Origin of the sequence: Demequina maris, from assembly GCF_000971155.1 — a bacterium.
In the GTDB taxonomy this organism is placed as follows: domain Bacteria; phylum Actinomycetota; class Actinomycetes; order Actinomycetales; family Demequinaceae; genus Demequina; species Demequina maris.
The window spans coordinates 267,717-290,490 of record NZ_BBLX01000002.1; the positions used below are offsets into that span (position 1 = coordinate 267,717).

A 22,774-nucleotide genomic window follows, 5' to 3' on the forward strand; every position below is an offset into this window, starting at 1 on the left:
ACGCCCTAGGCCGAGGCGCGCGGCAGCAGCCGCACCGCGACGCCGACCGTGTCGGCCGGCGCATCGATGCCGCTCGCCCCGACGCCGCGCTCCCACGCCGCGTCCCCGTTCACGACGGCCTCGACGGACTCCTCGCCGGCGACCGCGACGAGCCACGCCGCGACCGCGTCGCGCATCGAGGCGTCGCCTCCCGCGGGCATCACGTCGAGCCAGATCGCGTCCTCCGTGGTCGCCAGCCGGCGCACCTCGTAGGCGCCGTCGCCGAAGTCCGCGTCGAGCCGCCGCACGAGCGCCGCGGCGGTGGTGCCCCCGCCCGGCTCGACGTCGCAGTCGACCGCGAGCGTGCCCGAGTGGCCGCGCAGCGCGGAGGCCCACAGCCGCGCGCCCGCCTCGCGGGTCGCGTACGCCTCCGGGAAGCCGGAGCGCTGCACGGTCTGGGCGGCGACCGTGACCTCCATGTCCTGCCAGCCGTCGACCTCGGCGAGCGCGCGGTAGAACGTGTCGGTCGAGTAGTAGGGGTCCATGATCTCCTCGACCGTGCCCCAGCCCTGCGACGGCCGCTGCTGGAACAGCCCGATCGAGTCGCGATCCCCGTAGTCGATGTTCACCAGCGAGGACTCCTGCATCGCCGTCGCGATGCCGATCGTCGCGCCGCGCGCGGGCAGCCCCAGCCGCGCGGAGGCGGCGGCGATGAGCGCGGCGTTGCCCGCCTGCTCGGCCGTCAGGGTGGACGATGCGTCGCCCAGGCTGGCCGTGCATCGTCCCGACGCCGTCGACGGCGCGTTCCGCTCGCTGAACAGGTACGAGCCGTAGACGGCGGCGCCGCCGGCGACGACGAGCACCGTGACGGCGGCCACCGTGCGCCGCCGGCTCACGTCAGTTGGCGTGCAGCGCGGAGTTGAGCTCGATGCCCGTGCCCTTGCGCGCGACGGCCTCGATCGCGCCCGTCACCGAGTTGCGCCAGAACATGATCCCGTCCTGGCCCGAGAGCTCGCGCGCCTTGACGACGACCGGCTCGCCCGCCTCGTCGGTGCGGCCCTTGTGCGTCACCTTGGTGCCGGCCGTGAGGTAGAGGCCCGCCTCGACGACGCAGTCGTCGCCCAGCGCGATGCCCACGCCCGCGTTCGCGCCGAGCAGCGAGCGCTCGCCGATCGACACGACCTCCTTGCCGCCGCCGGACAGCGTGCCCATGATGGACGCGCCGCCGCCGATGTCGGAGCCCTCGCCCACGACGACGCCCGCGGAGATGCGGCCCTCGACCATCGAGTGGCCGAGCGTGCCCGCGTTGAAGTTCACGAAGCCCTCGTGCATCACGGTCGTGCCCTCCGCGAGGTGCGCGCCCAGGCGCACGCGGTCCGCGTCGGCGATGCGCACGCCCGCGGGGACCACGTAGTCGACCATGCGGGGGAACTTGTCGATGCCGTACACCGTCAGCTGGCGGCCGAACGCGCGGTAGCGCAGCCGGACCTGCTCGAAGCCCTCGATCGCGCACGGGCCGTCCGAGGTCCACACGACGTTGGTGAGGACGCCGAAGAGTCCGTCGAGGTTGAGGCCGTGCGGCGGCACGAGGCGGTGGCTCAGGAGGTGGAGGCGCAGGTACGCGTCCTCCACCGAGGCGGGCGCCTCGTCGAGGTCGATCACCGTCTTGACCACGCGGATCTCGACGTCGCGCAGGTCGTCGGTGCGCTCCGCGGCCTTGAGCTGGGCGGATGCCGCGTCGCGCGCCTTGGGCTCGCCGAGCACGGGGGACGGGTACCACGTGTCGAGCACGGTGCCGTTGTTGTCGAGGGTCGCGAGGCCGAATCCGAAGGCGGGTCGAGTCATGGCTCCAAGGGTACGTGGATAGGGTGGCCCCATGACGCACCTCGACCTCGCGGCCCCCGTCGAAGAGCTCGCCAAGGCCCTGGTGGACATCCCCTCCGTGTCCGGCAACGAGGACCGCATCGCGGACGCCGTCGAGGCGGCCCTGGCGCCCCTCGCGCACCTCGAGGTGATCCGGCTCGGCAACGCGATCGTGGCGCGCACGCACCTCGGCCGCGCCGAGCGCGTGGTGATCGCCGGCCACCTCGACACCGTGCCGATCAAGGGCAACGTGCCGGGGGAGTGGTCGCCCGAGGGCGACCTCGTGGGGCGCGGCTCGGTCGACATGAAGGCCGGGGTCGCGGTGCAGCTGTCGCTCGCGGCGGCCCTCGACGCGCCCACGCGCGACACCACGTGGGTCTTCTACGACCAGGAGGAGGTCGAGGCGGACCGCAACGGCCTGGGCCGCGTTGCGCGCGAGCGTCCCGACCTGGTCGAGGGCGACTTCGCGGTGCTGTGCGAGCCCACCCAGGGCGTCATCGAGGGCGGGTGCAACGGGACGATGCGCGCCGAGGTCCGCATCCACGGCCGCGCCGCGCACAGCGCGCGCGCCTGGAAGGGCCTCAACGCGGTGCACCGCGCCGCGCCGCTGCTCGGCACGCTCGCGGCCTACAAGGCCGAGACGATCCGCGTCGACGGGCTCGACTACCGCGAGGGCGTCAACGCGGTGGGCATCGCGGGCGGGATCGCGGGCAACGTCATCCCCGACGCCTGCGTCGTCACGATCAACTACCGCTTCGCGCCCAGCTGGAGCCTCGAGGAGGCGCAGGCGCGCCTCGAGCAGCTCGTCGCCTCCGCCGGGCTCGAGGACTACGACCTCGTCTACACCGACCTGTCCGGCGCCGCCCGTCCCGGGCTCGACGCGCCGCTCGCCGCATCGTTCGCCGCCTCGGTCGCCGCGACCGGGGTCGACGCGCCCCGCGCGAAGCAGGGCTGGACCGACGTCGCGCGCTTCGGCGAGCTGGGCATCCCGGCCGTCAACTACGGCCCCGGCGACCCCGAGCTCGCGCACGCGGACGACGAGCGCTGCCCGGTCGCCGACATCCGGCACTGCCGCGCCGGCCTGGAGGCGTGGCTCACGTCCTGAGGAGGGACCATGAAGGAGTACCGCAAGGGCCCCGTGCTGCTGCGCGGGCGCAACGTGCCCACCACCTCCACCTCCGAGCGGCTCCTCGACGAGCAGCACCGCGCCGACTGGCTCCACGGCGATCCCTGGCGCGTGCTCCGCATCCAGTCCGAGTTCGTCGAGGGCTTCGGCGCGCTCGCGGAGCTCGGTCCCGCGATCACCGTCTACGGATCGGCGCGCTCGGCGCCGGGCTCGCCCGAGTACGAGGCCGGCATCGAGGTGGGGCGGCTGCTCGTGGACGCCGGCTACGCGGTCATCACCGGCGGCGGGCCGGGCTGCATGGAGGCGGCCAACAAGGGCGCGTCCGAGGCGGGCGGCACGTCCGTCGGGCTCGGCATCGAGCTGCCGTTCGAGCAGTCGATGAACGAGCACATCAACCTCGGCATCAACTTCCGCTACTTCTTCGTGCGCAAGACGATGTTCGTGAAGTACTCGCAGGGCTTCATCGCGCTGCCGGGCGGCTTCGGCACGCTCGACGAGCTGTTCGAGTGCCTCACGCTCGTGCAGACCCGGACCGTCCGGCGGTTCCCGATCGTGCTGTTCGGCGAGGCGTACTGGGGGCCGCTCGTGGGGTGGCTGCGCGACACGCTCGCCGCCGACGGCAAGATCTCGCCCCACGACCTCGACCTGCTCCACGTGACCGACGATCCCGCGACCGCGGTCGAGCTCGCGACGGCGCGCCACCGCCAGGGGGACGACGTCGGGTGACTCCTTGCCCCCCTGGCGGGAGGGATTTGGGAACGCTCCCGCGCGCGCAGTAGAATCAGGGGCAACGCCGCGGAGGGCGGCGTTCGATCCACCCGAGGAGATCCACACGATGGCTGCAATGAAGCCCCGCACCGGTGACGGCCCCATGGAGGTCGTGAAGGAGGGTCGCAGCTACGTCATGCGGGTCCCCCTCGAGGGCGGCGGTCGTCTCGTGGTCGAGATCAGCGCGGACGAGGTCAAGGAGCTCGGCGACGCGCTCCACTCGGCGCTCCAGTAGCCCGCCCGGGCGGCGGCCCTCAGCCCTTGACGGCCGCCAGCAGCCCGTCGCCGCCGGTGAGCAGCGCGAGCGTGAGCCGCTCGTCCTCCCGGACGGCCTTCAGCGTCTCGCGCACCGCGGTCGTGTCCTTGTCCCGCTGAGCGGGGTCCGGCACGCGGCCGTGCCACAGCGCGTTGTCCATGAGCAGCAGCCCGCCCGAGCGCAGCAGCCGCATCGCGTGCTCGAGGTACGCCGGGTACTCGGACTTGCGCGCGTCGATGAGGACGATGTCGTAGCCGCCGTCGGTGAGGCGCGGCAGCACGTCGAGCGCCCGCCCCGTGATCATGCGCGCGCGCTCGGGGGCGAAGCCGGCCGCCGCGACCGTGCGGCGCGCGGCCTTGTGGTGCTCGGGCTCGACGTCGATCGTGGTGACGACGCCCGCGGGCGCCATGCCGCGCAGCAGGTACGTGAGCGACACCCCGGCGCCCGTCCCGATCTCGACCGCGGACGTGGCGCGCATCGCGCGCGCGAGCACCTCGATGGCGCGCGCGGCACCCGGCAGGACGGGCACGCATCCGAGCTGGTCGGCGACGTCGCGCGCCTCCAGGATCACGCGGTCCTCCTCGACGAAGTCCTCCGCGTACGCCCAGTTCGCTGCCTCGATGCTCATCGCGCCTCCCTCACGGGGGTCAGCCTATCCGGACGTCCCAGCGAACTCTCAGACTCGCGTGGGAACATGAGGGCATCGGAGCCCGTTGAACGGGTGTGATCGAGGGAGGGAGCACGATGACGGAGACCGCCACGCCGGCAGCCGAGGTCGTCCCTGCCGAGGCGCCCGAGCTCACGTGGGAGAGCATCGTCGCGAACCACTCGGCCCGCGTCTACCGTCTCGCGTACCACCTCACCGGCAACCAGCACGACGCCGAGGACCTCACGCAGGACGTCTTCGTCCGCGTGTTCAACTCGCTGTCGCAGTACAAGCCGGGCACGTTCGAGGGCTGGCTCCACCGCATCACCACCAACCTCTTCCTCGACCGCATGCGCCGCAAGAAGCGCATCCGCTTCGACTTCATGGCGGACGACGACGCGGCCGTCGCGACGTCCGACAGCTTCGACCGTCACGAGCGCTCGGGCCAGCCCGAGGACGCCTTCGACATGTCGAACCTGGGCGACGACATCATCGCCGCGCTCGCCGACCTGCCGCCGGAGTACCGCGCCGCCGTGGTGCTGAGCGACATCGAGGGCCTCTCGTACGAGGAGATCGCCGCCACGCTCGGCATCAAGATGGGCACCGTCCGCTCGCGCCTGTCGCGTGCCCGCGCCCGTCTGCGCGAGTCGCTCGCGCATCGTGCTCCCGTGCGAGGTGGCGCGTGACGGGTCGCCACCTCGGGGATCGGATCCACGACCTCCTCGACCACCGCCTCTCGTCGGAGGCGGCGGCCGAGGCGATGGCCCATCTCGAGCGGTGCGACGAGTGCGCCGCGCGCTGGCGCGAGATGCGCGCCGCGCGCGAGGCGCTGAACTCGTCCGAGGCCGGCATCGACCTGCGCTTCACGCAGCAGCTGCTCGACCGCGACCGCATGGCGGAGATCGCGCAGCAGGAGACGCGCCGGCGGGCGCGCGCCGCGCGCGGGCGCGACCGGCGCCCCGTGGTGCTCACGCTGTCCCTCACCCTCATCCTCGTCGCCGTCATCGGCGCCGCGTACGTCGCCGGCGCTCCCGAGGACGTCGACCCCAGCGTCTCGGCCGCGGCGGACACCGCCGGGCTGAGCGTCGACCGGATGGACGCGGGCGCGCTCCGCGCGGGCGTCCTGTCCGGCGATTGGATCCAACCGGATTGGCAGTCGAGTGGATTCAAGCCTGTCGAGGCGACGGTGCGGGAGGCCTCCAGCGGCGCCCGCTACCTCTCGTACACCCTGCTCACGGGCGACGACAAGGTGCTTGTCGTCGAGCAGCAGGGACGGCTCGCGTACAAGGCCGTGGCCTCGTTGCCGCGCGTCGACGCGGGGGGCCTCGACGCCTATGTGATCGACACCTGGCCGAGCCGTCTCGCCTGGCAGGCGGGCGGCATCGTCGTCGCGGTGCAGTGCAGCTGCGCCCTCGACACGCTCGAGCAGGTGGCCGCCGCATTCCCGCAGGACGACGAGCCCGGGCCCGTCGACCAAGTCCTGGCCGGACTCGGCGTCTTCGGTGACGCCCTCACCGGCCACTAGCCCCCAGGGAAGAGAACCACCCCATGAACGACAACCCCTTCGCGCCTCCGCGCGACGACTCCGGCTCGCACGGCGAGACGACTGCCACCGCCGTCGAGGACTCGACCGTCCGCGTGCACGAGCACGCGCCGGCGACGAACGACACCGTCGAGCTCCCCCCGGCGATCTCCCCGCAGCAGGGCGACGCCGCCCATGCGGGCGACACCCAGGAGTTCATGCCGCCGGCCGAGCCGCCGGCGGACACCCCCGTCACCGCGGCGGCCCCGCAGCCCGGCCGCGTGCGCCGCTCGACCGTCGCCGCGATCGCCGCGGGCGCGCTCGTGCTGGGCCTGGGCGGCGGCCTCGGCGGCGCGTGGGCCTACGACTCGTTCGTGGCCGACGACACCGCGGCGAGCGCCTCGACCGGCTCGACCACCTCGACGCTGCCGACCAGCAGCTCGTCGACCATCGCGCGCACCGACGAGAACACGGTCGCCGCGATCGCGTCCGCCGTGATGCCGTCGGTCGTGTCGATCGAGAACATCCAGGGCGGCCAGGAGGCCGCCGAGGGCTCCGGCTTCGTGATCCGCGAGGACGGCTACATCCTCACCAACAACCACGTGGTCGAGGGCTCCGACAACGACACCGTCACGGTCGTGATGAGCGACGGCAGCGAGTACGACGGCACTGTCGTGGGCGCCACCGGCGACTACGACCTCGCGGTCGTGAAGATCGACAAGGACGGCCTCACCCCGCTCGTGCTCGGCGACTCCGACGAGCTCGTCGTGGGCGACGACGTCATCGCGGTCGGCTCGCCGCTCGGCCTCGAGTCGACGGTGACCACCGGCATCGTCTCCGCGCTGCACCGCCCCGTGACGGCCGGCGACTCGTCCTCGACCGCGTTCATCGACGCGATCCAGACCGACGCCGCGATCAACCCCGGCAACTCCGGCGGCCCGCTCATCAACTCCGACGGCGAGGTGATCGGCATCAACTCGGCGATCGCGTCGCTCGGCAGCTCGTCGAGCGAGGCCGGCTCCGTGGGCCTGGGCTTCGCGATCACGTCGAACCAGGCGCGCCGCACCGCCGAGGAGATCATCGCGACCGGCGAGGCGACCTACCCCGTGGTGGGCGTCATGCTCGACTCGACCTACACGGGCGAGGGTGTCAAGGTCGCGGAGACGACGAACGCCGTCGCCGCGGGCGGACCGGCGGCCGAGGCGGGCATCGAGCCCGGCGACATCATCACCGCGATCGACGGCCGCGTCATCACCCGCAGCGAGGAGCTGATCGTCGCGATCCGCGCCAAGGCCTCGGACGACACGGTCGTGCTGACCGTCGAGCGCGACGGCTCGACGCAGGAGATCTCGGTCACGCTCGTGCCCAACACGGACGTCACGTACCAGGACAGCGGTGAGGAGAACGGGAGCGGACTCGGCGGCGGTGGCGGCCAGCTCCTCCCGGACCCGTCAGAATAGGGTCCATGTTCGACATCAACGGCGGGGAGCTCCTCATCCTCGTGCTGGTCGCCATCGTGGTGATCGGCCCCGAGAGGATGCCGGAGTACGCGAAGCAGCTGCGGTCCCTCGTCGTGCGCGGACGCGACATGTTCCAGGAGGGCAAGGCCACCCTGAAGACCGAGGTCGGCGACGAGGTCGACTGGAAGCAGCTCGACCCTCGTCAGTACGACCCCCGTCGCATCGTCCGTGACGCGCTCAACGAGCCGACGTCGCCTCCCCAGGCGGCGTCGGCTCGGCGCCTCACCCAGGCGCCTCCCGGCGAGGCGCCGTTCGACACCGAGGCCACCTGACGCATCGTCCCCGCGGGCGGACGTCCGGGGCACCCCCGGTTGTTTGGAACAATGGCCCCATGACTCGTGTGTTCTCGGGCATGCAGCCCACCTCCGACTCCCTGCACCTCGGCAACTACCTGGGCGCGCTGGTCGAGTGGGTGAAGCTCCAGGACACGCACGACGCGATCTACTCGGTCGTCGACCTGCACGCGCTCACCACCGGCCCCGACCCGGAGCTGCTGCGGGCGCGCACGCGCCGCACCGCGGCCCAATACCTCGCGGCGGGCGTCGACCCGGAGCGTTCGCTGTGCTTCGTGCAGTCGCACGTGCCGCAGCACGCCGAGCTCGCGTGGGTGCTGTCGACGTTCACCGGCATGGGCGAGGCGTCGCGCATGACCCAGTTCAAGGACAAGGCCCAGAAGACGGGCGAGTCCGGCGCGAACGTGGGCCTGTTCACGTACCCGATCCTCATGGCCGCGGACATCCTGCTGTACGACACCGACGTCGTGCCGGTGGGGGAGGACCAGCGCCAGCACCTCGAGCTGTCGCGCAACCTCGCCGAGCGCCTCAACACGCGCCTGGGCGAGGGCACCGTGATCGTGCCCGAGCCGCACATCGTCAAGGAGACGGCCAAGATCTACGACCTGCAGGACCCGACGAAGAAGATGTCGAAGTCCACGGGCAACCCCAAGGGCATCATCGAGATGCTGGACGACCCGAAGAAGGTCGCGAAGAACATCAAGTCCGCGACCACGGACTCCGGCACCGTCATCAGCTTCGACCGCGAGGCCAAGGCGGGCGTGTCCAACCTGCTCACCATCTACACGGCGCTGACGGGACAGTCCGTCGAGACCCTGGTGGCGGACTACGAGGGCAAGATGTACGGCCACCTCAAGGTGGACCTCGCCGAGGTGGTGGTGAACTACCTCACGCCGTTCCACGACGCCGCGATGGACTGGATCGAGTCGCCCGAGAAGCTCGACGCGGTGCTCGCGCAGGGCGCCGCGAAGGCGTCGGCGCTCGCGCAGACGACGCTCGACCGGATCTACGACAGACTGGGACTGCTGCCCCCGATGCACCGTTGACCCTCTGACCAGGCAAGGAGCACCATGTCGAGCGACGCCGACCTCAAGGCCAAGGCCACCGAGGCGGTCGAGCGCGGCAAGGGGCTCAAGGTCTGGTGGGACGGCTCGTCCTGGGGGCGCGGCCTCAAGCGCTTCTCGGTGCAGAACGGCGCCGTGCTGTCCGCCGGCATCGCGTACTTCACCTTGGCCTCGGTCGCCGCGGGCCTCGTGGTCGCGACCACGCTCGCGACCGTGTTCCTCGCCGGCAACGACGAGCTGAGGTCCTCGCTCGTCGACTACCTGGCGACCGCCGTCCCCGGGCTGATCGCGGAGGACGGCCAGAACGGCATCATCAAGCCCGATGACCTCGGCTCCGGCAGCGCGACGTCCGTCGCGGGCATCATCGGCGTGATCTCGTTCCTCATCCTCATCAACAGCGCCACGAAGTTCATCCGCGGGCTGCGGACGTCCACGCGCACGATGCTCGGCAAGGAGGTCGCCTCCCCGGTGCTGGGCAAGCTGAGGGACTTCGGCGGGCTGTTCGCGCTCGTGCTCATCGCGCTGGTGGGCGTGACGATCCAGGTGGTGGCGTCGGGCGCGGCGCGCACCATCGCGGACGCGGTGGGCCTCACGGTGCCCGCGTGGGAGATCCGTCTGATCGGCTACTTCGCGGGCGTGGTCGCGGACATGCTCTACGTCGCGCTCGTGCTCATGCTGCTGGGCGGCGCGCGGATGTCGTGGCGCGTGTTCTGGGTGATCCTGCTGGCGGCGCTCGCGATCGGGGTGCTGCGGCTCGGCGTCTCCCTGGTGGTGCAGGGCTCGATCGACAGCCCCGTGCTCGCGCCCTTCGCGGCGATCATCACGCTGCTGGTCTTCGTCGACTACGTCAACCGGATCATCCTCATGTGCGCCGCGTGGCTGGGCGCGCACGACCGCGAGCACCACGAGGGGCAGATCCACCCCGAGAGCATCGCGTCGCCCACCGTGGTGATCGCCGGCCCTCGCCGCCTCGGCACGCCGGTGTCCACCGCGCGCGTCACGGTGCGCAACCCCGAGTTCGACGACGACTGAGCGGGCGCATCGTCCCGCGCCACCGTTCGGACCCGTCCCCGTCCGGACGCAACCGGCGTACGAGACCGCGCTCGGCCGCACCGTGCCTGGTCCCGCGCCGCGACACCGCATCCGTACGCCGGTTGCGTGCGCTGCGAGGGGTGTGCTGCGAGAGGGCTGCGCCCCTAGATCTCGCCGGTGGTGAGCACCTTCTTGACCTCGGAGATCGCCTTGGTGACCTCGATGCCGCGCGGGCAGGCCTCCGTGCAGTTGAAGGCCGTGCGGCACTTCCACACGCCGGCCTTGTCGTTGAGGATCTCGAGGCGGTCCCACTGGCCCTCGTCGCGCGAGTCGAAGATGAAGCGGTGGGCGCCCACGATCGCCTGCGGGCCGAAGTACTGGCCGTCGGTCCAGAACACCGGGCACGAGGTGGTGCAGGCGGCGCACAGGATGCACTTGGTCGTGTCGTCGAAGCGCTGGCGGTCCTCGGGGGACTGGAGGCGCTCGCGCGTCGGAGCGTTCCCGGTGGTGACGAGGAACGGCATGATCTCGCGGTACGACGCGAAGAACGGCTCCATGTCGACGATGAGGTCCTTCTCCACCGGCAGGCCCTTGATGGGCTCGACGATGATCGGCTTCGCCGGGTTGAGGTCCTTGAGCAGCGTCTTGCACGCGAGGCGGTTGCGCGCGTTGATGCGCATCGCGTCGGAGCCGCACACGCCGTGCGCGCACGAGCGGCGGAACGCGAGCGAGCCGTCCTGCTCCCACTTGATCTTGTGGAGCGCGTCCAGCACGCGGTCGGTGGCGTGCGCCTCGACCTGGAACTCCTGCCAGTACGACTCGCCCGGGGCGTGGTCGTCCGTGCCCTCCGGGTTGGTGCGGAGGATGCGCAGCGTGACCTGCATGGCCTTGACCTCGCCGACAGCGGGGGACTCGGCGGTCGCCGTCATGTCAGTACTTCCTCTCCATCGGCTGGTACTTGGTCACCACCACCGGCTTGGTGTCGAGCCGGACGCCGTCCTCGGTCGCGTACGCCATCGTGTGGTGCATGAACTTCTCATCGTCGCGCGTGGGGAAGTCCTCGCGGTAGTGGCCGCCGCGCGACTCCTGCCGCGCGAGGGCGCCCGCGACGACGACCTCGGAGATCTCGAGCAGGAAGCCCAGCTCGATCGCCTCGAGGAGGTCGGTGTTGAAGCGTCGGCCGCGGTCGTGGATCGCGACGTCCTTGTACCGCTCCTTCAGCTCGGCGACCACGCGCTGCGCCTCCTCGAGGGAGGTCGCGTCGCGGAACACCTGGACGTTGCGGTCCATCGTCTCCTGCAGCGCCTTGCGGACGTCCGCGACGCGCTCGGTGCCCGAGCCGCTCACGGTCGCGAGGAGTCGGGTGACGATGCCCTCGACCCGGGCCGCCGCATCGTCCGGGAGGACGGCGGCCTCGTCGACCGTCGCGGCGTGCTCGGCGGCGGCGATGCCGGCGCGGCGGCCGAACACGTTGATGTCCAGCAGCGAGTTGGTGCCGAGGCGGTTGGCGCCGTGGACCGACACGCACGCGCACTCGCCGGCCGCGTAGAGGCCCTTGACGATGTCCGTGTTGTTGCGGAGCACCTCGCCGCGCACCGTGGTGGGGATGCCGCCCATCGCGTAGTGCGCGGTGGGGTACACGGGCACCGGCTCGGTGTACGGCTCGACGCCCAGGTAGGTGCGCGCGAACTCGGTGATGTCGGGCAGCTTCTCGTCGATGTGGGCCGGCTCGAGGTGGGTGAGGTCGAGCAGCACGTAGTCCTTGTGGGGACCCGCGCCGCGGCCCTCGCGCACCTCGTTGGCCATCGCACGCGCGACCATGTCGCGGGGCGCGAGGTCCTTGATGGTGGGGGCGTAGCGCTCCATGAAGCGCTCGCCCTCGCTGTTGCGCAGGATGCCGCCCTCGCCGCGTGCGGCCTCCGACAGCAGGATGCCGAGGCCCGCGAGGCCCGTCGGGTGGAACTGGAAGAACTCCATGTCCTCGAGCGGCAGGCCGGCGTTGAGCGCGATGCCCATGCCGTCGCCCGTGAGGGTGTGCGCGTTCGAGGTGGTCTTGAAGACCTTGCCGGCGCCGCCCGTCGCGAAGATGACGGACTTCGCGCGGAACGTGTGGATCTGGCCGGTCGACAGCTCGAGCGCGACCACGCCCGCGACCGCGACCTCCTCGCCCGGCGCTGCGGCCTGCGGGTCCTGGTCGAGGATGAGGTCGAGCACGTAGTACTCGTTGAAGAACTCGACCTCCTGCTTGATGCACTGCTGGTACAGCGTCTGCAGGATCATGTGACCGGTGCGGTCCGCGGAGTAGCACGCGCGGCGCACGGCGGCCTCGCCGTGGTTGCGCGTGTGGCCGCCGAAGCGGCGCTGGTCGACCTTGCCGTCGGGCGTGCGGTTGAAGGGCAGGCCCATCTTCTCGAGGTCGAGCACCGCGTCGATCGCCTCGTGGCAGAGGATCTCGGCCGCGTCCTGGTCGACCAGGTAGTCGCCGCCCTTGACGGTGTCGAAGACGTGCCACTCGGCGTTGTCGTCCTCGACGTTGGCGAGCGCCGCGGCCATGCCGCCCTGCGCCGCGCCGGTGTGCGAGCGGGTGGGGTAGAGCTTGGTGAGGACGGCGGTGCGCGCGCGCTGCGAGCTCTCGAGGGCGGCACGCATGCCGGCGCCGCCGGCGCCGACGATGACGACGTCGTACTCGTGGTGGGTCATCGGACATCCTCACAGAAGCTGGGAAGCAGGGACGGGTCGGCGTCCACGGGGCACGGGTCGAAGCTGAAGATCACGAGCGCGCCGAGCACGATGATGCCGATCACCGCGATGCCGAGCGCGCTGTGCAGCACCTTCCGCAGCCACGGGTGGTGCGCGTAGTCGTTGATGAGCAGCCGCATGCCGTTGCCGCCGTGCAGCAGCGCGAGCACGAGCATGAGGAGGTCCCACACCTGCCAGAGGGGGGACGCCCACTTGCCGGCGACGAAGGCGAAGTCGATCTGGCTGATGCCGTCGCCGGTCATGAGGTTGATGAACAGGTGCGTGACGATCAGGATCAGCAGCACCGGGCCGGTGATGCGCATGAACACCCACGACCACTTCTCGGCGTTGCGGCGGGTGCGGCCGGAGGGCGTGCGGGGCGGGCGGACGGACGGCTGGGCGGTCATCATGCACCCCCGAAGACGTGGCCGAGGTGGCGCCACAGGAACGGCACCATGAGCACGGCGAAGGCGATCCACACGGCCCAGACGAGCTGGCGCTGGTGGCGGAGGGCCCAGGTCGACCGGTCGACCGCGATGATGCGCAGGCCGTTGAACCCGTGCAGGAGGATGGCGGCCACGAGGCCGGCCTCGACCAGGCCGTACAGCGGCGTCTTGTAGCTTCCGATGACCTCGTTGTACGCCTCGGGGGACACCCGCACGAGCGAGGTGTCCAGGACGTGGACGAGCAGGAAGAAGAAGATGGCCACACCGGTGACACGGTGGACCACCCACATCCACATGCCTTCGTGGCCTCGGTACAACGTCGTCGGTGACACGGGTCTCCTCACAGCACTTCTCCGGGCTTGACGGCCATCCTAGTGTGGTCGCCATGACGGCTGAGAACACCGACCCGCGGATCGTGTCCGATCCCGTAGACGATCTGATCACCGTGATCCCGGCCGGGGGAGTGGGGTCCCGGCTGTGGCCGCTGTCGCAGCCGCACCGGCCCAAGTTCCTGCTCGATCTGCTGGGCACCGGCGCGACCCTGATCCAGGACACCGTCGCCCGTGTGAGCCCCCTGTCGGAGCGCGTGATGATCGTGACCGGCGAGCGTCACGCCGAGGCCGTCGGGGCGCAGGTGCCCGGCGTGCCGACCGCGAACATCGTGACCGAGCCGAGCCCGCGCGACTCCATGGCAGCCATCGCGCTCGCGGCCGCCCTCATCGAGGAGCGCTGGGGCCCGCAGGTGATGGCGTCCTTCGCGGCGGACCACCTCATACCGGACGGCGCATCGTTCCGCGCCACCGTGCGCGAGGCCGCCCACGTCGCCCGCGACGGCAAGGTCGTCGTCATCGGCATCGCACCCACCGAGCCCTCCACCGCATTCGGCTACATCGAGATGGGCGGCCCCCTGTCGGGCGAGGCCCGCGAGGTGGCCGCGTTCACCGAGAAGCCCGACGCCGAGACCGCCGCCGGGATGCTCGCGCGCGGCGGGTACGCCTGGAACGCCGGCATGTTCGTCATGCGCACCGACGTCCTGCTCGGGCACCTCGACCGCCTCCAGCCCACGCTCGCCGCGGGCGTGCGCGAGATCGCGGCGGCCTGGGACGGCCCCGCCCGCGCCGAGGTGCTGGCGCGGGTGTGGCCCACGCTGACGAAAATCGCGATCGACCACGCCATCGCGGAGCCCGTCGCGGCCGAGGGCGGCGTCGCCGTGGTCCCCGGCTCGTTCGAGTGGCACGACGTGGGCGACTTCGACTCGCTCGCCGAGCTGTCGGGGGCCGGGGAGGCCCCTGTGGCCATCGGCCGCGACCTCCCGGTCGCGACGGTCGGCGCCCGCGCGCCGCTCGTCGTGGGTGGCAGCAAGCCCGTCGTGGTGGTGGGCGTGGACGATGCGGTGGTCGTCGAGTCCGACGAGGCGATCCTCGTGACGGTGCGCTCCGCGGCGCAGCGCGTGAAGGATGCGGCCGCGGCGCTTTCCGAATCGTGAAACATCACGGAATCGTTGCGAAGGCGCAACGTCCGCGCGACTGTTCGTAACATTGGCACCCGTACGATGACCTCGTACTACCCACGCCCGGTGGCAGCCGGGCATGACATTCAAGGGAAGACACCTGATGAAGAACACCATCCGTGTGGGTGCGATCGCCGCCGTGTCGGCGCTCGCCCTGGCAGCCTGTGCGTCCGCGCCCGAGGAGGAGACGAGCGCCGCGGCCAGCGACGACACCGCTGCTCCCGCTGAGACCGTCGACTTCAAGGCCTGCATGGTCTCCGACTCCGGCGGCTTCGACGACCAGTCGTTCAACCAGTCCGGCTACGAGGGCCTGACCCGCGCGGAGTCGGAGCTCGGCATCGAGATCGCCTCGGCCGAGTCCTCCACCGAGGCCGACTTCGGCCCGAACATCGAGGCCCAGGTCGCCGCCGGCTGCGACCTCATCATCACGGTCGGCTTCCTGCTCTCGCAGGCGACCGTGGACGCGGCGCTCGCGAACCCGGACGTCCACTTCGCGATCATCGACGACCTCGCGGACAACGACTACGACGGCGAGATCGACGCCCCGAACATCAAGCCGATCACCTTCGAGACCGACGAGGCCTCGTTCCTCGCGGGCTACGCCGCGTCGAGCGTCACCGGCGGCACCATCGCGACCTTCGGTGGCATGAACATCCCGTCGGTCACCATCTTCATGGACGGCTACCTCGCCGGCGCGAACTACTACAACGACACCAACAGCGCCGACGTCAAGGTGCTCGGCTGGGACGGCACCGACGGTCAGTTCACCGGTGACTTCTCCGACCAGGCCAAGGGCAAGAACGTCACCGAGACGTTCCTGGACCAGGGCGCCGACATCGTCATGCCCGTCGCGGGCCCCGTGGGCCTCGGCGCCGCGGCCGCTGTCGAGTCCGCTGGCGACGCGTGGCTGATCGGTGTGGACTCCGACTGGACCCTCACCACCGACTACGCCGACATCATCTTCACCTCGGTGCTGAAGAACATCGGCAACTCGGTGTTCGACACCATCGCGGAGACGGTCGACGCCGGCTTCTCGACCGAGCCGTACGTCGGCACGCTCGAGAACGAGGGCGTGGGCGTCGCGGACTTCGCCGAGGGCACCGTCGACGACGCGGTCCTCACCGAGCTCGACACGATCAAGGCCGGCATCATCGACGGCTCGATCTCGGTCGACCTCTCCTAAGCAGCAACAACGCGGGGGCGCGCTGCAGGCCTGGCCTGTGGCGCGCCCCTCGTCGTGTCCGCTAGTAGGCTCGGTTGAGTCCGGGCAATGACGTGGGAGGACCCCTGTGAAACTCGAGCTCCGCGGTATCACCAAGCGCTTCGGAGACTTCACCGCGAACGACCGGATCGACCTCGTGGTCGAGCCCGGAACCGTCCACGCCCTGCTGGGCGAGAACGGCGCCGGCAAGTCGACGCTCATGAACGTGCTGTTCGGCCTGTACGACGCCGACGAGGGCGAGGTGCTGCTCGACGACGAGCCCGTCGTCTTCGACGGCCCGGGCGACGCCATGACGGCCGGCATCGGCATGGTCCACCAGCACTTCATGCTCGTGCACCCGTTCACCGTCGCCGAGAACGTGATGCTCGGCCACGAGGACGTGCGCGGACCCGCGAAGCTCCTCGACGTCGAGGCGGCCCGCGCGAAGGTCCGCGAGATCTCCGAGCGCTTCAACTTCAACGTCGACCCCGACGCCGTCATCGAGGACCTCCCGGTGGGCGCGCAGCAGCGGGTCGAGATCATCAAGGCGCTGTCGCGCGACGCCTCTCTGCTGATCCTGGACGAGCCCACCGCCGTGCTCACGCCCCAGGAGACCGACGAGCTGCTCGGCATCGTCAAGGACCTCCGCGACGCCGGCACGGCCGTCGTGCTCATCACGCACAAGCTCCGCGAGGTGCAGGCCGTCGCCGACACCATCACCGTGATCCGTCGCGGCAAGGTCGTGGGCACCGCCGAGCCGACGGCCTCGCAGGAGGAGCTCGCGTCGCTCATGGTCGGCCGCGCCGTCACGATGCGCGTGGACAAGGAGCCCGCGAAGCCCGGCGAGACGATGCTCGAGGTCGACGGCCTCACCGTGGTCGACGACGCCGGCATCGTCCAGCTCGACGGCGTCTCCTTCGAGGTCAAGGCGGGCGAGATCCTCGCCATCGCGGGCGTCCAGGGCAACGGCCAGACCGAGCTCACCGAGGCGCTCCTCGGCGTGGTCCCCGCCGACGCGGGCAGCGCCACGCTCGACGGCGAGGTCATCACCGGCCGCACGATCAAGGAGGTGCTGCACTCCGGCATCGGCTTCGTCCCGGAGGACCGCACCGAGGACGGCATCGTCGCGAGCATGACGATCTCCAACAACCTCATCCTCGACGTCCACGACAAGGCGCCCTACGCCAAGGGCGGTGCCCTGCAGCCCAAGGTGATCGCCGAGGAGGCGCGCAAGCACGTCGAGCAGTTCGACGTCCGCGCGACCGGGATCGACCAGACCGCCGGCTCGCTCTCGGGCGGCAACCAGCAGAAGGTGGTGCTCGCGCGCGAGCTGTCCCGCCCGCTCAAGCTGCTGATCGCCTCGAACCCGACCCGCGGCCTGGACGTCGGCTCGATCGAGTTCGTCCACAAGCGCATCGTCGCCGAGCGCGACTCGGGCGCCGCCGTCATCATCGTGAGCGCCGAGCTCGACGAGGTGGTCGCGCTCGCCGACCGCATCGCGGTCATGTACCACGGCCGGATCGTCGGCATCGTGCCGCCGGACACCGACCGCGACACGCTCGGCCTGATGATGGCCGGCGCCCACGACGAGGAGGAGGCCGCGTGAGCGCCGACAGCCAGACCACCGAGGACCAGCGCGACGAGGAGGCCCCGCCGGAGGACCGCTGGCGCCGCGCGCTGAGGGAGATCGTCGAGAGTTCGTCCATGGTCGTCTTCATGGCGATCGTCGCCTCGATGATCATCGGCGGCGTGCTGATCATCTTCGCGGACGAGGCGGTCCGCGAGTCCGCCGCGTACTTCTTCTCGCGTCCGGGTGACACGTTCTCCGCGATCGGCGACGCCCTCGGCTCCGCGTACTCCTCGATGTTCAACGGCGCCGTCCTCAACCTCGAGGCGTCGTCCTTCGCGGGTGTGATCAAGCCGCTCACGCAGACGCTCACCATGGCGACGCCGCTGATCTTCGCGGGTCTCGGCCTCGGGATCGGCTTCCGTGCCGGCCTGTTCAACATCGGTGCCCAGGGCCAGCTGCTCATGGGCGCCACCTTCGGCGCCTACATCGGCTTCGCGTTCAGCCTCCCCGCCGGTCTCCACCTGGCGCTCGCGGTCATCGGATGCGCGGTCGGCGGCGCGATCTGGGGTTTCATCCCCGGCATCCTCAAGGCCAAGCGCGGCGCGCACGAGGTGATCGTCACGATCATGCTCAACTACGTCGCGCTGTACCTCGTGGCATGGCTGCTGTCGCTCGACGCCTTCCAGCGCGAGGGCAGCGACAACCCCATCTCGCCGTTCGTCGCCGAGACGGCGCAGTACCCCAAGATCCTCGGCGTGCAGTTCAACCTGCACCTCGGCTTCCTGCTCGCGCTCGCGTGCGCGTGGGGCGCGTGGTGGCTGATGGAGCGGTCGACGCTCGGCTTCCGCCTGCGCGCCGTGGGCGCCAACCCGAGCGCGGCGCGCACGGCGGGCATGAACATCGGCACCGCGACGATCATCACGATGGTGATCGCCGGTGGACTCGCCGGCCTCGCGGGCTCCGCGCCGGTGCTCGGCACCCAGAAGTTCCTCACGGACGCGGTCGCGGGAACGCTCGGCTTCGACGCGATCACGGTCGCGCTGCTCGGCCGCTCGCGGCCGCTCGGCATCGTGCTCGCCGCGATCCTGTTCGGCGGCCTGCAGGCCTCGGGCCCGTCGCTCCAGGTCAACGCCGGCCTCCCGGTCGACATCGTCGTCGTGATCCAGGCGACCATCGTGCTCTTCATCGCGGCGCCGCCCCTGGTGCGCGCGATGTTCCGACTGCCCGCCCCCGCGCACGAGAAGGAGGTGGCGGCATGACCGCGACCGTCGCCGACGCCCCCGCCGCCCCGGTCTCGGGCGCGCCGATCCCGCCCAAGAAGTGGGGCGCCGCGATCGCCCTCGGCGTGATCGCGCTGCTGTCGCTGATCTTCTTCGGCTTCGGCACGCCGGCCGGCTCGACCACCAAGTTCGTGATCGCGCGCAAGACGGACTTCATCCAGCTGCCGAGCCTCACGGTGCCGTCGGAGCTCGCGGCGATCCTGCTGTCGCTCGTCGGCCTCGCCCTCGCGGGCTGGGTCGCCTACCGCGCGAACCAGCGTCGCAAGGTGGGGATCTGGCTGCCCATCGTCTACGGCATGGCGATCATGGGCGCGCTGCTCACGTGGGCCGGCGCGGGCCGCGAGGCCACCAGCATCCAGCTGACCGGCCTGCTCACCAGCTCGCTGTTCCTCGCCGTGCCGCTCGTGTTCGGCGCCCTCGCGGGCACCCTGTGCGAGCGCTCCGGCATCATCAACATCGCGATCGAGGGCCAGCTGCTCGCCGGCGCCTTCCTCGCGGCGCTCGTCGGCTCGATGGCCGGCAACGCGTACGTGGGCCTCATCGCGGCGCCCGTCGCGGGCGCCCTGGTGGGCCTGCTGCTGGCGATCTTCGCCACCAAGTACTGGGTCAACCAGATCGTGGTCGGCGTGGTGCTCAACATGCTGGTGATCGGCCTCACCGGCTTCTTCTTCAGCACCCTGATGAGCGACGACCCGTCGCTCAACCAGCCGATCGGCCTCGAGAAGCTGCCGATCCCGCTGCTGTCGAAGATCCCGGTCCTCGGCCCGGTCCTGTTCAACCAGAACCTGCTGGTCTACATCCTGTACGTCGCCGTCGCGGCGCTGCAGATCATGCTCTTCAAGTCCCGCTGGGGCCTGCGGGTGCGCGCCGTCGGCGAGCACCCCAAGGCCGCGGACACCGTCGGCATCCAGGTGAACCGCACCCGCATCCGCAACACGGTGCTGGGCGGCGCGGTCGCCGGCCTCGGCGGCGCGTTCTTCACCGTTGCCTCGGGTCTCGCCTTCGGCAAGGAGATGACAGCCGGCAAGGGCTATATCGCGCTCGCCGCGATGATCCTCGGCCGGTGGAGCCCGCGCGGCGCGCTCGCCGCGGCGCTGCTCTTCGGATTCGCGGACGCCCTGCGCGTGCAGCTCGGCGCGATCGGCTCGCCGATCCCGTCGCAGTTCCTCGCGATGACCCCGTACCTCGCGACGATCTTCGCCGTCGCGGGCCTGGTGGGCCACGCCCGTCCGCCGGCCTCCGAGGGCATCCCCTACAAGAAGTAGGACGATGACCGACGTCGACTGGGAGCTCCTCCGGGCCCGTGCCCGCGAGGCGAGCGAGCGGGCCTACGTGCCCTACTCGAAGTACCGCGTGGGCGCCGCCGCGCTCACCGACACGGGCGAGGTGGTGACCGGCGCCAACGTCGAGAACGCGAGCTACGGGCTCACGCTCTGCGCGGAGTGCGCGCTCGTGTCGAAGCTGCACACGGACGCGCTGGGCACGCGTCTCGTCGCGTTCGCGTGCGTCGACGCGGCGGGTGCCCCGCTGCAGCCCTGCGGTCGGTGCCGCCAGCTGCTGTACGAGTTCGGCGGCCCGGCCCTGCTCATCGACGGGCCCGAGGGCACCCTCACCCTGGACGATCTTCTTCCCTGGGCCTTCGGGCCCCAGCACCTCGAGGAGGGCTGACATGGCCGAGCGCCACGACGCCGTCGACGTCATCCGCGTCAAGCGGGACGGCGGCACCCTGACCGACGACCAGATCGACTGGGTGGTCGACGCGTACACGCGCGGCGCCGTCGCGGACGAGCAGATGAGCTCGCTCGCGATGGCGATCCTCCAGCGCGGCATGAGCCGCGCCGAGATCTCGCGTTGGACGCAGGCCATGATCGAGACCGGCGAGCGGCTCGACTTCTCGTCGCTGTCGCGCCCCACCGCGGACAAGCACTCCACGGGCGGCGTGGGCGACAAGATCACGCTGCCGCTCGCGCCCCTCGTCGCGGCGTGCGGCGTCGCGGTGCCGCAGCTGTCGGGGCGGGGCCTCGGCCACACCGGCGGCACCCTCGACAAGCTCGAGTCCATCCCCGGCTGGCGCGCCGCCATGTCGAACGAGGAGATGCTCGCCCAGCTCGAGGACGTGGGCGCGGTCATCTGCGCCGCCGGCTCGGGCCTCGCGCCCGCCGACAAGAAGCTGTACGCGCTGCGCGACGTCACCGGCACCGTCGAGGCCATCCCGCTCATCGCCTCGTCCATCATGTCCAAGAAGATCGCCGAGGGCACGGGCGTGCTCGTCCTGGACGTCAAGGTGGGCACCGGCGCGTTCATGAAGGACATCGACCAGGCGCTCGAGCTCGCGCGCACCATGGTCGACCTCGGCACCGACGCGGGCGTGGTGACGTCCGCGCTGCTCACCGACATGTCGACCCCGCTGGGCCGCGGCATCGGTAACGGCCTCGAGGTCACCGAGTCGGTCGAGGTGCTCGCCGGCGGCGGCCCCGCCGACGTGGTCGAGCTCACGCTGGCCCTCGCGCGCGAGATGCTCGTGGGCGCGGGCGTGACCGACGTCGACCCGGCGGACGCCCTCAAGGACGGCCGCGCGATGGACGCGTGGCGCCGCATGATCGCCGCGCAGGGCGGCGACCCCGACGCCCCGATGCCCGACGCTCCGCACGTCGAGGAGGTGCGCGCCGACCGCGACGGCGTCATCACCCGCATGGACGCCCTCGGCGTGGGCGTCGCCGCGTGGCGCCTGGGCGCCGGCCGCGCCCGCAAGGAGGACCCGGTCCAGGCGTCCGCCGGCGTCTACCTGCACAAGGTGGTCGGCGACGAGGTCAAGGCGGGCGACGTGATCATGACCCTGCACACCGAGACCGAGGACCGCATGCCGCGCGGGCTCGCCGCGCTGGTCGAGGCCTGCGACGGCGCCGGCACGCTCGACATCACGCCGGGCGGCTCGGTCGAGCGCAGCATCATCCTCGACTCCGTCGGCGCCCACACCCGCTAGATGTCCTGGACCCTGACCGCCGTGGCCGCCCGCGCGGCCGGACTGCTCGGGCTGTCCGAGCGGCGCCCGCCCGAGGACGCCGCCTCGCTCGACGGGCTCTTCGAGCGCGCGTTCCAGCGCGCGGTCGACCGCGCCTCCGCGGCCGACGCCAAGGCGCTCGAGGTGTCGCGCGACCAGATGGCGGACGATGCGGCGGTGCTCCACCGCGCCGTCGCATCGGGCGCACCCGTCCCCGCCGTCGCGGCCCTCGCGGCCGGCTGGGAGTCGCTGGGGGAGGAGACCCGGCGCATCGTCTCCCACCCGCAGGGCGAGGGCGCCGGGGCGCTCGAATGGGGCGGCGTGCGCGCCCGCCAGGTCGACCAGACCACCTGCGGCGCCGCGACCATGGGCCTCATGCTCATGGTGGGCGACCCGTTCGTCGCCCTGTGGATCGCGACCGGCCGCTCCCTGGCCGGCTACGAGCCGTCCGAGGCGCTGCACGCCGAGGCCGAGGGATTCGAGACGCTCACCATCGCCGAGCGCTGGCACGCGCTGCAGCGGGTCATCCACGCGCAGACCACCGCGTCCGCGCTGGGACCGGTCGCGTGGCCGCGCTCGCTCGGCACGCCCCCGTGGAAGGTCGACGACTCGACGCGCTTCGCGGGCCTGCGCTTCCGCGGATCGCTCGTCGACGACTCGTCGCCGGACAGCCTCGCGCCGCTGCTCGCGCACGCGCGGCGCGCGCTCGGCGACGGCATCCCCGTCCCGATGTTCACGTCCGGCGACTCGTCGCTGGGCCTCGACTCCGTGATCCCGCGGCACGTGGTGCTGCTCGTCGCGGACACCGGCGACGGCTTCCTCGTGTACGAGCCCTCCGCCGGCGCGGTGCTGCCGCTCGCGGACACGGACCTGCACCCGGACGCGGGCCGGCTCCCCGCGCTGGGGCAGTGGTCGCGCGCCTCGTGGCTCGTGCTCCCGGTGCCGCGCCGCTCGTGAC

Annotated in this window: 24 protein-coding genes; 17 read left to right on the top strand and 7 right to left on the bottom strand. The window is 71.4% G+C overall.

The features are described 5' to 3' along the window. Positions 1-5 precede the first annotated feature (5 nt). Complete coding sequence (locus AOM02_RS03495; protein WP_062296692.1) at positions 6-875, bottom strand: hypothetical protein; 870 nt, start codon at positions 873-875, stop codon at positions 6-8. A 1-nt stretch (position 876) separates the two neighbouring features. Beyond that, complete coding sequence (gene dapD, locus AOM02_RS03500) at positions 877-1,824, bottom strand: 2,3,4,5-tetrahydropyridine-2,6-dicarboxylate N-succinyltransferase (protein WP_062296695.1); 948 nt, start codon at positions 1,822-1,824, stop codon at positions 877-879. 31 nt (positions 1,825-1,855) lie between these two features. Between dapD and dapE the strand changes: the two genes are divergently transcribed. The 3 genes from dapE (at position 1,856) to AOM02_RS14045 (ending at position 3,971) form a co-directional block, all read left to right on the top strand. Beyond that, positions 1,856-2,947: a succinyl-diaminopimelate desuccinylase gene (gene dapE, locus AOM02_RS03505; RefSeq protein WP_062296697.1), complete on the top strand. Its 1,092-nt coding sequence runs from the start codon at positions 1,856-1,858 to the stop codon at positions 2,945-2,947. Positions 2,948-2,956: 9 nt separating this feature from the next. Next, positions 2,957-3,694, top strand: coding sequence for an LOG family protein (locus tag AOM02_RS03510; protein ID WP_062296699.1), 738 nt, complete (start codon positions 2,957-2,959; stop codon positions 3,692-3,694). 109 nt (positions 3,695-3,803) lie between these two features. Beyond that, on the top strand, positions 3,804-3,971 hold the full coding sequence (locus AOM02_RS14045; RefSeq protein ID WP_082099596.1) for a DUF3117 domain-containing protein: 168 nt from the start codon (positions 3,804-3,806) through the stop codon (positions 3,969-3,971). Between the two features lie 19 nt (positions 3,972-3,990). On the opposite strand, the gene AOM02_RS03515 is transcribed toward AOM02_RS14045, so the two are convergent. Next, on the bottom strand, positions 3,991-4,620 hold the full coding sequence (locus tag AOM02_RS03515; RefSeq protein WP_062296701.1) for an O-methyltransferase: 630 nt from the start codon (positions 4,618-4,620) through the stop codon (positions 3,991-3,993). A 116-nt stretch (positions 4,621-4,736) separates the two neighbouring features. On the opposite strand from AOM02_RS03515, the gene sigE reads away from it, so the two are divergent. From sigE to AOM02_RS03545, 6 genes are read left to right on the top strand one after another with little or no spacing between them, the layout of a single operon-like run. Next, positions 4,737-5,324, top strand: coding sequence for an RNA polymerase sigma factor SigE (gene sigE, locus AOM02_RS03520; protein WP_062296702.1), 588 nt, complete (start codon positions 4,737-4,739; stop codon positions 5,322-5,324). Beyond that, complete coding sequence (locus AOM02_RS03525) at positions 5,321-6,163, top strand: anti-sigma factor family protein (RefSeq protein ID WP_062296704.1); 843 nt, start codon at positions 5,321-5,323, stop codon at positions 6,161-6,163. The genes sigE and AOM02_RS03525 overlap by 4 nt, the downstream gene beginning before the upstream one ends. Before the next feature lie 23 nt (positions 6,164-6,186). Beyond that, a complete protein-coding gene (locus AOM02_RS03530) occupies positions 6,187-7,620 on the top strand; it encodes a S1C family serine protease (protein ID WP_062296706.1) in 1,434 nt (477 codons plus the stop codon). 5 nt (positions 7,621-7,625) lie between these two features. Next, the gene (locus AOM02_RS03535) at positions 7,626-7,952 is read left to right on the top strand and encodes a twin-arginine translocase TatA/TatE family subunit (protein WP_062296708.1); all 327 of its coding nucleotides are present in this window, start codon (positions 7,626-7,628) and stop codon (positions 7,950-7,952) included. A gap of 59 nt (positions 7,953-8,011) precedes the next feature. Beyond that, the gene (gene trpS, locus AOM02_RS03540) at positions 8,012-9,019 is read left to right on the top strand and encodes a tryptophan--tRNA ligase (RefSeq protein WP_062296710.1); all 1,008 of its coding nucleotides are present in this window, start codon (positions 8,012-8,014) and stop codon (positions 9,017-9,019) included. Positions 9,020-9,043: 24 nt separating this feature from the next. Then, positions 9,044-10,069: a YihY/virulence factor BrkB family protein gene (locus AOM02_RS03545; RefSeq protein WP_062296712.1), complete on the top strand. Its 1,026-nt coding sequence runs from the start codon at positions 9,044-9,046 to the stop codon at positions 10,067-10,069. Between the two features lie 164 nt (positions 10,070-10,233). On the opposite strand, the gene AOM02_RS03550 is transcribed toward AOM02_RS03545, so the two are convergent. From AOM02_RS03550 to sdhC, 4 genes are read right to left on the bottom strand one after another with little or no spacing between them, the layout of a single operon-like run. Continuing rightward, complete coding sequence (locus AOM02_RS03550; protein ID WP_062296714.1) at positions 10,234-10,998, bottom strand: succinate dehydrogenase iron-sulfur subunit; 765 nt, start codon at positions 10,996-10,998, stop codon at positions 10,234-10,236. 1 nt (position 10,999) lies between these two features. Next, positions 11,000-12,769, bottom strand: a complete 1,770-nt coding sequence (gene sdhA, locus AOM02_RS03555; protein ID WP_062296716.1) for a succinate dehydrogenase flavoprotein subunit — start codon at positions 12,767-12,769, stop codon at positions 11,000-11,002. Continuing rightward, positions 12,766-13,215 carry a succinate dehydrogenase hydrophobic membrane anchor subunit gene (locus tag AOM02_RS03560; protein ID WP_439644665.1) on the bottom strand — a complete coding sequence of 150 codons (450 nt, stop codon included), beginning with the start codon at positions 13,213-13,215 and terminating at the stop codon, positions 12,766-12,768. The genes sdhA and AOM02_RS03560 overlap by 4 nt, the downstream gene beginning before the upstream one ends. Then, on the bottom strand, positions 13,215-13,550 hold the full coding sequence (gene sdhC, locus AOM02_RS03565; protein WP_062296721.1) for a succinate dehydrogenase, cytochrome b556 subunit: 336 nt from the start codon (positions 13,548-13,550) through the stop codon (positions 13,215-13,217). The genes AOM02_RS03560 and sdhC overlap by 1 nt, the downstream gene beginning before the upstream one ends. 89 nt (positions 13,551-13,639) lie before the next feature. Between sdhC and AOM02_RS03570 the strand changes: the two genes are divergently transcribed. From AOM02_RS03570 to AOM02_RS03605, 8 genes are all read left to right on the top strand, one after another. Continuing rightward, positions 13,640-14,740, top strand: coding sequence for a mannose-1-phosphate guanylyltransferase (locus AOM02_RS03570; protein ID WP_062296723.1), 1,101 nt, complete (start codon positions 13,640-13,642; stop codon positions 14,738-14,740). A 127-nt stretch (positions 14,741-14,867) separates the two neighbouring features. Further along, positions 14,868-15,947 (top strand): BMP family lipoprotein, encoded by a 1,080-nt coding sequence (locus tag AOM02_RS03575; protein ID WP_062296725.1) that lies wholly within the window; start codon positions 14,868-14,870, stop codon positions 15,945-15,947. Positions 15,948-16,053: 106 nt separating this feature from the next. Then, positions 16,054-17,571 carry an ABC transporter ATP-binding protein gene (locus AOM02_RS03580; protein ID WP_062296727.1) on the top strand — a complete coding sequence of 506 codons (1,518 nt, stop codon included), beginning with the start codon at positions 16,054-16,056 and terminating at the stop codon, positions 17,569-17,571. Beyond that, complete coding sequence (locus tag AOM02_RS03585) at positions 17,568-18,794, top strand: ABC transporter permease (RefSeq protein ID WP_062296729.1); 1,227 nt, start codon at positions 17,568-17,570, stop codon at positions 18,792-18,794. Before AOM02_RS03580 ends, AOM02_RS03585 begins: the two co-directional genes overlap by 4 nt. Continuing rightward, positions 18,791-20,080: an ABC transporter permease gene (locus AOM02_RS03590; RefSeq protein WP_062296731.1), complete on the top strand. Its 1,290-nt coding sequence runs from the start codon at positions 18,791-18,793 to the stop codon at positions 20,078-20,080. The genes AOM02_RS03585 and AOM02_RS03590 overlap by 4 nt, the downstream gene beginning before the upstream one ends. Before the next feature lie 4 nt (positions 20,081-20,084). Further along, positions 20,085-20,483, top strand: coding sequence for a cytidine deaminase (locus AOM02_RS03595; RefSeq protein WP_062296733.1), 399 nt, complete (start codon positions 20,085-20,087; stop codon positions 20,481-20,483). A 1-nt stretch (position 20,484) separates the two neighbouring features. Next, a complete protein-coding gene (locus tag AOM02_RS03600) occupies positions 20,485-21,798 on the top strand; it encodes a thymidine phosphorylase (RefSeq protein WP_062296735.1) in 1,314 nt (437 codons plus the stop codon). Next, the gene (locus AOM02_RS03605) at positions 21,799-22,773 is read left to right on the top strand and encodes a hypothetical protein (RefSeq protein WP_062296737.1); all 975 of its coding nucleotides are present in this window, start codon (positions 21,799-21,801) and stop codon (positions 22,771-22,773) included. The last annotated feature ends 1 nt before the right edge of the window (position 22,774 follow it).